The organism is Flavobacterium sp. W21_SRS_FM6, from assembly GCF_052119645.1.
Lineage (GTDB): Bacteria > Pseudomonadota > Gammaproteobacteria > Enterobacterales > Alteromonadaceae > Paraglaciecola.
The window spans coordinates 193,915-208,324 of sequence record NZ_JBGQOM010000008.1 but is presented as its reverse complement, the minus strand read 5'-3'; the positions used below and the strand labels follow the sequence as shown (position 1 = coordinate 208,324).

Here is a 14,410-nt window from a genome sequence, read left to right as displayed (position 1 = left end):
GTGCTTAAAATTAACAAAGTGTTAACGTTTTTTGTTTGAGAGGCTGTTTTCTGACTCATCATATTATTCTGCTGTGTCACTAGTAAAACAGTGAAATTAAGTAAATTGATGTGCTGACGTTAGCTGAAATTTGTTGGAATAACAGAGCATTAGAAAAAATCTGTTAACTAAAATTAAAAAACATAACTAAAAACGTTTTCATGGTTTAGCACACAGGAAAAATAAGTGCTTTTTACCTTGTTTAATGAACTAGGTTTATTGCCACTCGTAAAAATTGAATATAGGGCAGGAGTTTATTTAATTTACCTAATGTTCAGATATAAGTTGCTGGTAAGGTATTGGTTTGTAATACATAGTAGGGCGAAGGGTAAAGGTATTTATTAGGCTTTAGCCGTGAATACAACTATGGTTGAATTTGATTTTACAATGATACGAGGTGAATGAGTGGAAGATTCGTTTGAAGCCCTATTTAGAACTGACTATATGCCTCATGGCCACTGCTATTGGTGGTCTCCTGAAATTCTCTGGCTGAACGTCATTTCTGATGTATTTATTGCCCTAGCGTATTTTTCAATTCCTATCGCTATTTATTATTTTGTTAAAAAGCGTCCAGGTCTTGAATTTAAAGGAATTTTCATACTTTTTTCCTTATTTATTTTGTGTTGTGGAATTACCCATTTAATTAGTATCGTGGTGATATGGCACGGCACTTACGGCATTCACGGATTGGCAAAAGCCCTCACTGCAATTATTTCCTGTTTTACTGCGTATGCTGTCTATAAGTCGATACCAAAATTCCTGAAGATCCCCTCACCGAATGAATTGGTTGAAGCCCTTGAACAAGTTGGGAACGAAAAGCTCGCTCGTTTGCAACTCGAAAATCAAAAACAACAAGATGTGTTACTGCGCGAATCGACTGAAAATGCCCACATTGGTATTTTGGTAGTAGATAATAACGGTCTTATTTTGGTGGCAAACAGTGCGGTTTGCCAAATCTTTGAGTATGAAAAACAGGAGTTAGAAGGGCAAAACGTGAGTGTGTTGGTTGCGTCAGAAATGGCGCCAATTCACCCAAACCTGATTAAGAGCTTTTTTCAAAACCCTGAAATTAATAAAAACATGGCTTCTGGCCGGCGGGTTTATGGGGTAACTAAACTAGGGAAAAAAATTCCGATCGAAATCGTATTGCGCCATCGAGTACAGGATCGAGGACCAGTAGTGTATGCCAGTATTACCGATATTTCTGAGCGTTTAGCAGCGCAGGCAGCGCTGGAAAAAAGTGAAAAGATTACGCGGGATATTATCGATAGCTTACCCATTGGTTTACACATGTTTGAGCTGGAAAACGATGAATTTATCCTTAAAGGCTATAATCCTGCTGCTGACAAAATCTTGGGGATGGATAACAGTATTTTTATTGGAAAAACTTTAACTGAAGCGTTTCCTGATGTAGCCAATTCAGACATCGAAGCACGTTACCGAACCATACTCGAAACGGGAGAAGCCCAAGTCAATGATGTAATTAACTATGCTGATGATCAAGTAACAGGTACCTTTCTAAATCACACTTTCAAAAGCGGTCCCAATACCCTCATTGTGTTGTTTCAAGATGTCACCCAACAGAAAAAAGCCGAAAGGGATGTGATTGAAAAGGAGAATTTTATACGCCGAGCTTTTGATTCATCATTAACCGGGGTTTACGTTTTTGACCATCATAGTCACAGCACGACCTTTATCAATGAAAGTTATACCCGATTGACTGGCTTTACCTTAGATGAAATCAATGAGATGTCAGCTGAAGAATTTATGACACTTATTCATCCTTCTGATCATGAACAATTTATCGAATTTATGTGGCGTATTCCCAATAATATCGACGGTAATGATAGTTTGACCTTAGAGTATCGTTTTAAACACAAACAAGGGCATTGGGTCTGGTGTTTAGCGCAGAACACGGTATTTGAGCGAACTACTTCAGGCGAGGTTAGTCTTGTAATGGGCAGTTTTTTAGATATTAGCCCGATGAAGTTGATGCAACAAAATCTTATTGCACTTAAAGAGACCGCTGAAAAAGCCAACACCATTAAAAGTGAGTTTTTGGCAAATATGAGTCATGAAATTAGAACCCCAATGAATGCTATTTTGGGTTTGACATATTTGGTTATGGAGATGCCACTAGGAGAAAAACAGCATCAATATCTCTCAAAAGTAGTGACCTCCTCTAAATCCCTTCTCAACATTCTGAATGACATTCTTGACTATTCAAAAATGGAAGCAGGCAAGTTGATCATAGTGGATGACGTGTTTGATTTAACGGAGGTGGTGGATAACGTCGCTGGCTTATTTTCGTTATTAGCAGAAGAAAAGCATATTGAACTCTCTGTTGATATGTCTCCTACACAATCTCGTTATTTTATCGGTGATCAACTGCGTATTACCCAAATTTTAAACAACATAGTTGGTAATGCCGTTAAATTTACCGAAAAAGGGAAAGTTCACATTGCTATCTGGCAAGAGGCTACTGCGAGTGTTGACCAGCAACAAGAAACTTACAATCTTATATTTGAAGTGTCAGATACAGGGATTGGTATGTCGTCTGAACAGCTGACAAATCTGTTTGCGTCTTTCACCCAAGCTGATTCTTCGATAAGTCGAAACTATGGGGGAACAGGGCTCGGGTTGGCTATCAGCAAAGGGCTTGCGAAGGCGATGGGAGGAGAAATAGTCGTGCACAGTGAATTGGGCCGAGGCACAGTATTCACCTTCTCAATTACCCTACCTATAGCCGATAGCACATTAGCAGTTGATTCTAGTCATAAGCCCATGGACGCTGATTTTAATAAAACAACCAGTGAACTTAACTTAAAAGACAGGGATATTTTATTAGTTGAGGACAATGTCACCAATCAGTTGGTGGCGGTTGATATACTCACTGGTTTTGGCGCGCAGGTTTTTGTTGCTAACAATGGTAAACAAGCGCTTGAAATGACTCAGCAACAACAATTTGATTTAATTTTGATGGATTTACAGATGCCTGTAATGGACGGCTTTGCTGCCACACAAGCTATTCGACTACAGGATAAATTAACGCCCATATTGGCGATGTCGGCTGCCGTGATGAAAGCAGATATTACCCGAGTTGCCGAGTCTGGTATGAACGATCACATCGCCAAACCGATAGATGTAAATAGTCTTAAGATGACGATAAATAAGTGGTTAAAAAAATCAGCAGACCGCATTGAAATTAATGACAAAAATGTCGCTGATGCAAGGCAAGATAAGAGAGAGGCAGAGAACGATGCAAAAGAGTTGCGGCTCGTTTCTGCGCTTCAGGCGGCAGGTTTTGACACGCAACAAAGCCTGCATTTACTAGCGGGCAACAAGCGTTTGTATCTTAAATTTTTAAAAAGTTTCTATTTTGATCATCATCAAACTCCGCTGAAGCTCGAGCACTTAGAGGCGCAACAAGATCTTCGTCAAATTGGTTTGCTGTTGCATACCATTAAGGGCTTAGCGGCCAGTGCAGGTGCGCTGGAATTAATGCACGAGGCGAAAGAGTTAGAGCAAAGTCTGCAAGTACAACAAAGCATCGAATTGACGACATTGATTCAGCTTCTTAACCAAGTGTTAGACAATTTGAAACATACCATTGTTGATGAAGAATTTAGTGAAAAAGGGCGAGTCTTGACTCAGAGCGAGCAAGCTGAATTTACTTTAGGTTCTTTAAAAGCGTTGCTCAGTATAGGAAAAATTTTGTCGCAGGATACGCTGCAGGGTTTTAAATTTGTGCTGCGTAAACAGTTAACTACGGCCCAATTTAACACTTTGTTCAGCGCCATTGAGCAACTTAATTACAATGCGGCACTGGCGGTTTTGCATGAGCACGAACACAGTATGAACAATCAAACGTAACCAGTAGGCGTTAGCGCTACTGTCAGTAAGTCACACAATTAATAAAGCGTGTGTGACTTACCAATTTGTTTAAACGAGCTTAGTGCCTTGCCGCAAAGCTAAAGGCCATCAGCTAAGCCACGTTTTTAATTTTTCTGAGTCATCGATACTTAAGTACACGGTATCTAGCGGCGCAGGGCGAGTGATTAAGTTAAATTGAAGAAAACGTTTATCACGCAACAAAGACAAAGTACTGGGCTTTTGGGGCACTAAGCGGTCAATTAAGGTGCTTAAGTTGCTGCCGCTGACCTGCCACGAATCAACAGCAATAATCGTGTCACCCACTATTACGCCAGCCTCATATGCACTCGAGTGCTCTACAACTTGAGTAATTTCAACGCCAAGCTCTTTGATTTTATACGCCGCACCAAAGTCATGTTTGATGCCCTTTGTACTGGGCATTCCACCTTTATCGTTGTTATCGACTCGGGTACGGTAATGCAATCCGACGCCAAATTCAGCCAATAGTGATTCAACCGGAAGTTCATCAGTACCATAAACCGCCTTAGCTAAGAATTCACTGAGATTTAAGCCGAGTTGCTTGGCTAAAATATCATGGATGACGTGTTCTGGTGTGGGAGTTCCACAGCGACCAAATTGTTCCCATAATACGTGCATGACGTTGTCTAAAGAGTACTGATGTTTTGACTTTAGCCGTATCAGTAAGTCAAGGCACATGGCAAGCACGGCCCCTTTATTGTAATAGCTGACAATATGGTTAATGGCACTTTCATCTTGTTTATAAAACTTAGTCCATGCATCAAAGCTTGACGCGGCCACTGATTGTTTAAGTCGTCCTTTGTTACGTTGTAATCGAGTGAGGTTTTGCCCCACAACAAGTAGATAGTCTTCTACGGGTATGACCTTGCTACGCTGCAACAATAAATCATCGTAGTAACTTGTTATTCCCTCATAAATCCATAGTTGTTTGGAATAAACCTCAGTTGCAAGTCCGCCTTCGACTAGTTCACTAGGGCGGATCCGTTTGACATGCCATGTATGAAAAAACTCATGGCTACATAGGCTTAAAAAACTTCGATACGCTTCAGTGGGTACAGAAGGTTCAGTCTCGTCAGCAAGATCGTTACGTGCAAACATCAAGGCTGTTGATGCTCGGTGCTCTAAACCGCCAAAAGCCGCATCGGTTAGCAGGGTAATAAATAAATATTGTTGAATCGGGGCAGGTTTCCCAAACAAGGTGAGGTGTTGTTGGCATATATGGCTCAAATCAGCGGTAATTCGTGCCATATCGCTTTGATGACCGCCAGCAAAAACCAATGAAAAATCAACCCCATCAACAGAATATAACTGACTGTCAAACTTACCAATTAATACTGGATGGTCGATAAGCTCTGCATAGTCGTCAGCGTAATAACTTGATTTTTCAAGGCCGTTACTATTGCGTTTAGCGATTTCATTCGAGGTCAGCAGGCGCAAGGTGGTGGCGATGTTGGTGCTATCCAGTTCAGGATAATCGCAATGTTCAAGAGTGACTGAGCATGCTTGGGAAGTGTGCCCCTCGATTTGCAAAAATACATTAGAACCATTAAAAAAAGCGTATTGGTCATTGATGTAGGCGCCTCTAACAGATAAATCGTAAGCGTAAATTTGATAACTTACAATAATCGCCCCATCACTTGGAGGGAGTTGCCAAGTTTGCTTATCAATTTTATTTACCGCTACTTTTTCGCCATTTGCAGTGTGGGCAACAAGTGTGATTATGTGCTTGGCAAAATCCCTGATCATGTAACTTCCCGGGATCCACGCGGGTAGAGTTAATTTGTGGCCTTTTTTGCTAGAGGGTTGGAGGGTCAGGTCGACATCTATTAAATGCCCTGCGACGGACGACACTCTGAGGTCGTAATGAATAGAAAATGGGGGAGTAGTCAAAAGAATGTTTCCTTTACAGGTCAATTTATTCATACATGATCAAGGTTATTGTGACGGGATTCAAGTCTCGTTCTGATTCTTATGTTGTTGTTGTGCAAAACTTTAATTACCATCAAGTTATCTCTGCACATAATAAAAATAAGGATCGCATGAAGCATGTCTAATTTGCACGAACAGGTGGGTTTGAGTAATGAAGATTTACGCAAAATACGCTCTATGCGTCCTGGTACGCCAATTGATTTACAAATTACCTCTGCAAGCACCACTAAGCGAGTAAGAAGCGAATTTGTCGGAATGGATGGCACCCGCTGTGTCATTATTCGTTTTCCAGATGAAAGCAAATGGGGGAGTTTACGAGACTTTATTTATACCGATAATAGCCTTGTGGTGCGATACATCTTAGAGGATGAGACAGGCGAAATTATTGCTTTTAAAGTAAGAGTAACACTTATATTAAGTAAGCCAAGCCACCTTATCTTTACAACGTTTCCCTTGTCAATTCAAAGCCACGATTTACGCTCTGAGCCGCGGGCACAAACCAGAATGGCAGTAACGCTAATTGATACCCAGCACAACGCTGAGCTTTGTGTTTGTATCGTCCGCGATATTTCCTTGAAGGGGTGTCGGATTAGTATTGAGCGTTCAGTTAAATCCCGGCCAAGCATAAAACAAAATGTTGAGATGCAATTTAAAGATGCAAACGGGAATGCGTTTTTACTTAAAGGTTCAGTGATGAACGCAAAGTCAGACGAGGTATGGTTTTACTACGGTTTGAAATTTGACACCCCAGAAGAAGTGACTCAACTACTACAAAAATTGATGTTAAGTACAGATTAAAGGACTGCTTGATTTAATTAAGATGATGTAGCTATTGCTGCTTTGAGTTTGCCTTGTTAAATTAAAGTTAATAATAAAAAAAGAGGTGACTATGCGTCAAATTGAATTTCTCTTAAATGAGTATGGTGAAAGCCATAAAAACAAAACGAATATTCTCATTCATGCCATTGCTGTACCCGCCATTTACTTTGTGACCTTAGGTTTATTGTGGTCGCTCCCAGTACCGGTATTTTTAGCGCATTTTGACGTGACTTGGGCCCACGTCTTTGTTATCCCCGCGCTATATTATTATTTCAAGTTATCCGGGCCAATTGGTGCAGCAATGACCTTGCTATCCATTCTCTCGTTTTATGGCATAAAATTGCTTGAAACCCTGTCTACACCAGTGTGGCAGATTTGTTTAGGTATTTTTGTCGTTATGTGGATTTTACAGTTTGTGGGTCATCACATCGAAGGTAAAAAACCCAGTTTTTTAAAAGATCTGCAATTTTTACTTGTTGGCCCTGCGTGGTGGTGGGGACACTGGTTAAAACGATTGAATATCAATTATTAGCTAAGCTTCTCAAATCTGCGACCAAACCCATCTAATCTCAGACCAAGAGTCAGTATGCTTGGTCTTCTTTTTGTATAATTCAATCAAATAGTTCATTTCTGAAGGTAAGCTGTGTATCAGTGGGAAAAATGGGTGGATAGTCGAGAGCGCTTATTCTGGACCTTGCAAACCGCAGGATGGTGCGGTTTTGCCATTGTTTATTACATCGGGTCGTTTTTAGCTGAGATGCGCAGCATATGGCTGTTTATTATTATACTCAATGCCTATGCGGGCTGGTTACTCACCATACCTTTGCGTTACCTATATCGTTGGGCCATGACCTTAAAGCCAATAAAAATGGTCACTATCGTCACTGTTAGTATGTATGTTGTTGCTTTAGCTTGGGCGGTGGTTAAAAACTTTAACAATTGGACTATCTACAAAAAAGGGTTTCAACCTGACGAGTGGTATATGTATTTTTATAATACCGTTGATGCTCTGATTGTGATGGGATGCTGGACTGGTGCCTACTTTGGCATTAAGAGCTACCAAATGTTACTCAAAGAAAAACAAAATGTACTTAAAGCGTCATCTATGGCCCATCAAGCTCATATTAAAATGTTACGGTATCAGCTCAACCCTCATTTTTTGTTCAATACCCTGAACGCAATCTCGACCTTAATTTTAATGAAAGACAATCAAACGGCCGGTGCTATGGTGTCGCGCTTAAGTGATTTTTTGCGTTATTCTTTAGATAAAGACCCCATCAAACGGGTGCCTCTGAAACAGGAGATCCAAGCACTTGAATTGTACTTAGAAATTGAAAAAGTCCGTTTTGAAGATCGTTTACAAGTCAATTGGGATATACAAAACAAAGCCAGTGCGGCCTTGGTACCCAGTTTGATATTGCAACCGCTGATAGAAAACTCCATAAAATATGCGATTTCAAAACTTCAAGAAGGGGGGCAAATCAGTATTTCAGCCAGCACCTTTGGCAGTGATTTAATCTTGGAGGTCATCGATAATGGTCCTATTTGCAATATGCAAGAGGGGGAGCTATTCAGAACTAATGGCGTTGGTTTAACCAATATACGAGAAAGGCTGCAGTCTTTGTATGCAGATAACTTTTCCTTTGTGATTGCACAAAATAATCCAAGTGGTGTAAAAGTCACTATCCGTATTCCCCATGAATTAAGTGAGCCTTCTTTTGAAAATTAGTGCGTTAATTGTGGATGACGAGCCATTGGCCCGTAAAGGTTTGAGTCTGCGCCTAGCAGAGTTTGATAATGTTGAAGTAGTGGGTGAATGTAAAAATGGCGTAGAAGCGCTCAGCGTTATTCCGCAGTTGCGTCCTGATTTAGTATTTTTAGACATTCAAATGCCAGGTTTAAATGGCTTCCAAGTGATTAACCAGTTACAAGCCTTAGGTCAAGGGATGCCGCTAATTATATTTGTGACTGCGTTTGATTCATATGCGATCAAAGCTTTTGATGTGCACGCGCTTGATTACATACTAAAACCGGTAGACAGTCAGCGTTTAGCCTCTGCTATAGAGAAAGTTGCGACATATATTGGACTGAAAAGTGAAGGTGATCACACGCAAAAATTAGTGCGTTTAGTAGCAGATTTTACCGGGGATGATTGTGAAGATATTTTGCGAAAATTAGCTAATGGTGAATCGATTGAGCAGCATAGCTACCCAGATGTGTTAGCGATAAAAGATGGCTCAGAGATTACCCGCGTAAATATTAGTGATATTCAATGGATTGATGCCGCGGGTGATTATATGTGCGTGCACTCTACTGGGCAAACACACATCATGCGTAAAACCATGAAGGAGCTTGATCAACAACTTGATCCGCGTAAATTTGTTCGGGTTCATCGCTCAGCTATTGTTAATATCCACTATGTGCAGAAACTCATTAGTCATATTAGTGGCGAGTACCATTTAATTTTAGCCAACGGCAGTGAATTAAAAGTCAGCCGCAGCCATCGCGACAAAGTGAAAGAAATGATTAAACTCTAAAGTTGATGAGCCTTGTTGATATTAAAAAACGTTTGTTGAATCTTGACTAAATAAGGATCCAACATTTTTTGTTGTTGCCAGCTTTGTTCTATTGGGTAGGCAACAACACGGTTGTTTTGCTCACCCACCATAATTTTACTTTTACCGGCAATTGCTTGTTCAACTGCATATGCCCCTAATTTGCTGGCTAAAATGCGGTCTTGACTCACTGGCGAGCCACCTCGTTGCACATGCCCCAAAATAACGGGTCGGCACTCTACATGGGTTTTTTCATGTAGCTCTTGAGCAAGTGCTGTGACGCCTCCTGGCCATAAATTTTCGGCCACAATAATAATGTAACTACTGTGTCCTCTTTTGCTCATGGTGGCTTTGAGCCGCGTGACGATGTTGTCTAATTCGTCGTTGAGATCACCACACAGTTCAGGTACCAGAACGTGATCGGAAGCGGAAGCCAAACAGGCACTTAATCCAATAAATCCCGCATGCCGGCCCATTACCTCCACCAAAAATATTCGTTCGAAAGCGTCAGCGGTATCCCTGACTTTATCGATAGACTCTAATGCGGTTTCAATTGCCGTAAAATAACCAATAGTGGCATCCGTACCATATATATCGTTGTCTATGGTGCCAGGTAAACCAATAACTTGACCTTGCCAATGATCAGCTAAGTGACACCCTCCATGAAAAGATCCTTCACCACCAATAACAAGTAGGGCTTCAATACCTAAGGCATTCAGATTTTTAGCTGCTAGTGTTGCTGATTCGTCTGTTTTGAAGGTAAGGCAGCGTGCGCTGCGCAAAATGGTGCCACCACGCTGAATAATATTAGCGACATTTCTAGCGCTGAGCGCCTGATATTCTTGATCGAGCAAACCGTTAAATCCGTGTTTATAACCAAACACTTGGATACCAAAGTGTTCCGCAGTCAGTATAATTGCGCGAATACAAGCATTGATTCCAGGAGCATCACCACCAGAGGTTAACACGGCTATTTTTCGCATATATAGCAATTACCCACTTCGTTTTTATTGATAGAAGAGTAGAATGCGGTTCGCGAGTAAACAAGGACATTTGTGCTTAAATTATTCTTTTACATCGTAAATTCAGTAAGTAACAGCACTGAGCCACTTTAACTTTTTAATTTTAAGCAACAGGCATTAAATGGATCCGATTAGGCATTGGTATGGGTTTGGTTTGTCTCTAACAACCGCTATATTGTGGGGTATTTTACCCCTATTTTTAAAAATTTGTTTAGAAGCAATGGATGCTGTAACCATTACCCTTTATCGGTTTGTGGTCGCGGGGCTATTTGTGCTATTTGTTTTAATGCGTAAAAAATCAGTACCGCGTTTAAAATCCTTTGGTTTGAAAAAAGGGCTGTTGCTGGTGGTTGCTACCTTATGTTTAGTGCTTAACTACGTGGCTAACGTAAAAGGATTAGAGTACCTCTCACCTGAAACGTCACAAGTGGTGATGCAAGTTGCCCCATTTTTATTGATGTTAGGGGGAGTACTATTTTTTGGTGAGCGCCTTAAAAAAATAGAGATTGGCGGTGCCGTGCTAATTTTTACCGGCTTGATGTTGTTTTTTAATGATCGCTTAGGCGACCTATTCTTATCCTTAGATCATTTTACTTTGGGCGTGATTATTGTGATATTCGCTGCAACCTGTTGGGCGGCGTATGCACTCATGCAAAAGCCCTTGTTACGGGTGTTAACGGCTAAACAGCTTACCTTGCTTATCTACGCCCTAGGTGCCTTGATGTTATTGCCTTTTGCCAATCTGGAGCAGCTGTTTGACATGAATAATTTGCAGCTGTTTGCCTTATTATTTTGTTGTCTAAACACCATTGTTGCCTATGGGGCGTTTACTGAAGCGATGTTTGTTTGGCAAGCTTCAAAGGTCAGCGCAGTTATTTCTTTGGCACCTTTATTTACCTTTATCAGCATGTTTATCGCGGTGTCTTTTTTTCCTGAGCAAATTAAAGCCAGTGATCTTGATATGTGGGCCTACATTGGTGCTGGCGTGGTTATTTGTGGCTCGGCATTAACCTCTATGGGCAGAGCCAACAAGCCGAAGGTCTGAGACGGTTATTTTTTCGTTAAATAGGGATCAAGCTCTTGAACTAATAGATCAAATTTTTCTTGGTGTTTCTCGGCCATGTTGCTGTTTTGCAATTGTTTGAAAATGCGTTTAGTTGAGCTCAACAAGCTTAAATCCGGCTTCGTCGTTTTTTGCAACAAACGCAGGCTGCATTGCAGGAGGTTAAGGGTAATACCAATATTAAATGGAACCGCAGTTTGTGCTTCGCTAAAAGCGCTGTAGGCCTCCTCAAATTTACCTTCTGAATAAAGCGAGATCCCCAGCTGATTATATTTGTTGTAGTGGGCTTTTTTACTGTCATTCCGCAAGGCGGCACTTTTTAACGATGCCTTAGTATTATCATCAAGTGACTTTGAACATTGGTTAAATTGGCTTGTGAGTGCTTGTGCCTCCTCAAATTCACCTAAATCAAGCAAGGTAACGATTGCGTCAGGCATAAGCGGCGCCGGGTAGTCTGCGAATTTTTGCCCAATATTATGTTGGGCTTGTGCCAATAACTGTTTTGAGTTGAACAGCTTACCATTTTGGCCTTCTATTCTGGCTTTTACGATATCCTCAAAGATATCAAAATCAAAATTATCATCGGCACTTGAGATAGCTTCGTTATGTCGATAGCGTTTTAGCGTGTACAAAGCCTCTTGTTGAAAACGACCTCTGGCCCTAAAGTCTTCTAGTTGCTCAGCAACTTCTAAGTAACTTCTGACATGGTCACATAAAAAAGCGAGATCTCGGTGTACAGATTTTTTAGAGCAGTCCCATATTGATTGACTATGAGCAATGATCTTTTCGAAATTACCTGCTTTTCGTGCGATGGCACAGGCTTTCATATGCCGAGAAATAGAAAAAGGGGAGAGCTTCAAAGCGTGGTTGATGACCGCTTCAGCTTCATTTACATTGTCTAATTTAAGCCAACTTTGCGCCACGATATCATGAGCCTCAACCAATAAGCTGTTTTGGCGGATCGCTTTTTTTGCTATTTCAATGGCTAATTTATAATTTTTAAGCAGCAGTTCGGTATGGGCTTTTGATACGTTTAGCCATGTTTGATGATGATCGTCTGGATAGCTATTTAACCATGTTTGGGCTTCTTTAAATTGGCCTACTTGCCAATAGAGTTCCGCTAATAAGCGCCCAGCCATTTCTTTATAGCGGCTATCTGTCTTTACCACTTGCTTACACAGTTCAATGGCAGCAAGAGGCTCTTTGTTGTATAGCTGCTTATAAATCGGCGCCATAGCCAGTCGGCGCAAGTGGGCTTTTTCAAGACGTTTTACCAGTTGAGCCTGAGAAAAAGGCTTAACCACATATTCATCAGGTTGTTTTTCAATACTGCCAAGTACCATTGGGCGTTGGGCATCAGCACTTATGATGACAAACACTGCCTCAGGTTTTAAGTAATTTTTTTCTCGCAGTTCTTCAAGTAATTCAAAACCGTTTTTTTTATTATTGCCTAGGTGCAGGTCACAGATAATAAAATCAAACTTTTCTTTGCGACAACTGACCAAGGCCGCCTCACAGGTGCGATTAGCGACAATTGACTTAGCGCCTGCACTGACTAACACACCCTTGAGAAGTGTTAAAAAAGGTCTTTGGTCGTCCACAATTAACATGCGGTATTGTTCAAAATTAAGTTTTTTCACATCAGCGACTTTTTAATCCTTTTGGCCCATTCATTTTACCGATGATTCATGATCCCAGTGAGTAAAGCAACAGGCGTAAACAACGAGGGAAGTATTTATTTGTAAGCAGATAAACTAAAGCTCAATTGAGGCGTAAATAACAAGATAATAGCAAAGGGCTTAAAATGCTAATTGTGTGTATCTATCTGACTGGTTAGACTAGGTTTAATCGTGTTTAAGGGGCAATTAATTTTGTTTGATGTATGTATTGTTGGTGGTGGTATGGTGGGATCTGCGTGTGCCGTTGGCTTAGCCCAATTGGGTTTGTCGGTTGCGTTAGTTGAGCGTTATATGCCAAAGCCCTTCGCCGCAGAGCAAGCAGCCGACTTACGTGTTTCAGCCATCAGTTATAGCTCAGAGCGTTTTTTTCAGGAGCTGGGTATTTGGCCTCATGTAGAAAACATGCGATTGTGCCCCTACAAACGATTATCTGTGTGGGAAAAACCTGATGCACGAACTGATTTTAATTGTGCTGACATCGGTGTGAGTCATTTAGGTCATATTGTTGAAAACCGAGTTATACAACTTGCCTCTCATCAACGACTAGACTCCCTGGCTAATGTCAGTTGTTTTTGGCAGCAGGCTATCAAAACAATTGAGCTAGAGCCCTCAGTAAAAGTCACTTTAGACAATGATCAGCTTATTGAGGCTAAAGTATTAATCGGCGCAGATGGGGTGAATTCTTTGGTGCGTACCTGCGCCAATATCGGTGTACAAGGTTGGAACTACAGCCAACAAGCCTTGGGCATTAATATTAAAATTAACGCGCCGCAGCAAGACATAACGTGGCAGCAATTTACTCCTCAAGGCCCCGTGGCTTTTTTACCTCTATATGGCCAACATGGGGCGCTGGTGTGGTACAACCACCCAGCCAAAATTCAACAACTTAAAAACCTATCAAGGGCCCAGCTAAAACAGCAAATTGTGCAGCACTTTCCCGCTGAGTTAATGGATTTTGAGATCCTCGATTTTGCTAGCTTTCCTATTACACGAATGCACGCCAATCATTATGTTAAAGATAATGTTGTATTAGTGGGGGATGCTGCACATAGTATTAATCCCTTAGCGGGGCAGGGTGTTAACCTGGGCTTCAAGGACGTGCAAGCGTTGCTTGGGGTGTTTGCTAAAAACCTTAAGCAATTACAGAGTGTTACACAATTACACAGCAAGCACCTCACTTGGCTGGCAGAATATCAACAAAGTAGGCGTCGAGATAACCTACTGATGATGAGTGCAATGGATGCACTTTATCTTACCTTTGGCAATGAACTTGGACCACTGCAGGTACTGCGCAATACTGGTTTGTTTTTAGCCAATAGAGCAGGCCCAATCAAAGCAAAGGTAATGAAATACGCGATGGGACTTTAATGACAAAGTGACTTACCAGAGAAC

At 41.2% G+C, this 14,410-nt stretch carries 10 protein-coding genes; 7 read left to right on the top strand and 3 right to left on the bottom strand.

The annotated features are described in order from the left end of the window. Nucleotides 1–444: 444 nt before the first annotated feature. Nucleotides 445–3,912: a PAS domain S-box protein gene (locus tag ACEN2L_RS14800; RefSeq protein WP_441744790.1), complete on the top strand. Its 3,468-nt coding sequence runs from the start codon at nt 445–447 to the stop codon at nt 3,910–3,912. Nucleotides 3,913–4,020: 108 nt separating this feature from the next. On the opposite strand, the gene ACEN2L_RS14795 is transcribed toward ACEN2L_RS14800, so the two are convergent. Next, complete coding sequence (locus tag ACEN2L_RS14795; protein ID WP_441744788.1) at nt 4,021–5,841, bottom strand: M61 family metallopeptidase; 1,821 nt, start codon at nt 5,839–5,841, stop codon at nt 4,021–4,023. Between the two features lie 156 nt (nt 5,842–5,997). Here ACEN2L_RS14795 and ACEN2L_RS14790 point away from each other — a divergent pair, with 156 nt between their 5' ends. The 4 genes from ACEN2L_RS14790 (at nt 5,998) to ACEN2L_RS14775 (ending at nt 9,236) form a co-directional block, all read left to right on the top strand. Further along, nucleotides 5,998–6,678 carry a flagellar brake domain-containing protein gene (locus ACEN2L_RS14790; RefSeq protein WP_441744786.1) on the top strand — a complete coding sequence of 227 codons (681 nt, stop codon included), beginning with the start codon at nt 5,998–6,000 and terminating at the stop codon, nt 6,676–6,678. Between the two features lie 91 nt (nt 6,679–6,769). Next, nucleotides 6,770–7,231 carry an Mpo1 family 2-hydroxy fatty acid dioxygenase gene (locus tag ACEN2L_RS14785; RefSeq protein ID WP_306023009.1) on the top strand — a complete coding sequence of 154 codons (462 nt, stop codon included), beginning with the start codon at nt 6,770–6,772 and terminating at the stop codon, nt 7,229–7,231. A gap of 111 nt (nt 7,232–7,342) precedes the next feature. After that, entirely contained in the window at nt 7,343–8,428 is a 1,086-nt protein-coding gene (locus ACEN2L_RS14780) for a sensor histidine kinase (protein ID WP_441744784.1), read from the top strand. Next, a complete protein-coding gene (locus ACEN2L_RS14775) occupies nt 8,418–9,236 on the top strand; it encodes a LytR/AlgR family response regulator transcription factor (protein WP_306023007.1) in 819 nt (272 codons plus the stop codon). Before ACEN2L_RS14780 ends, ACEN2L_RS14775 begins: the two co-directional genes overlap by 11 nt. Here the strand turns inward: ACEN2L_RS14775 and ACEN2L_RS14770 are convergent. Then, on the bottom strand, nt 9,233–10,237 hold the full coding sequence (locus tag ACEN2L_RS14770) for an ATP-dependent 6-phosphofructokinase (protein ID WP_441744782.1): 1,005 nt from the start codon (nt 10,235–10,237) through the stop codon (nt 9,233–9,235). The genes ACEN2L_RS14775 and ACEN2L_RS14770 overlap by 4 nt on opposite strands. Nucleotides 10,238–10,397: 160 nt before the next feature. On the opposite strand from ACEN2L_RS14770, the gene ACEN2L_RS14765 reads away from it, so the two are divergent. Next, nucleotides 10,398–11,321, top strand: a complete 924-nt coding sequence (locus ACEN2L_RS14765) for a DMT family transporter (RefSeq protein ID WP_441744780.1) — start codon at nt 10,398–10,400, stop codon at nt 11,319–11,321. A 5-nt stretch (nt 11,322–11,326) separates the two neighbouring features. Here the strand turns inward: ACEN2L_RS14765 and ACEN2L_RS14760 are convergent, their stop codons facing one another. Next, a complete protein-coding gene (locus ACEN2L_RS14760) occupies nt 11,327–12,979 on the bottom strand; it encodes a response regulator (RefSeq protein ID WP_441744778.1) in 1,653 nt (550 codons plus the stop codon). Nucleotides 12,980–13,189: 210 nt separating this feature from the next. Between ACEN2L_RS14760 and ACEN2L_RS14755 the strand changes: the two genes are divergently transcribed. Beyond that, a complete protein-coding gene (locus tag ACEN2L_RS14755) occupies nt 13,190–14,386 on the top strand; it encodes an FAD-dependent oxidoreductase (RefSeq protein ID WP_441744776.1) in 1,197 nt (398 codons plus the stop codon). Nucleotides 14,387–14,410 lie beyond the last annotated feature (24 nt).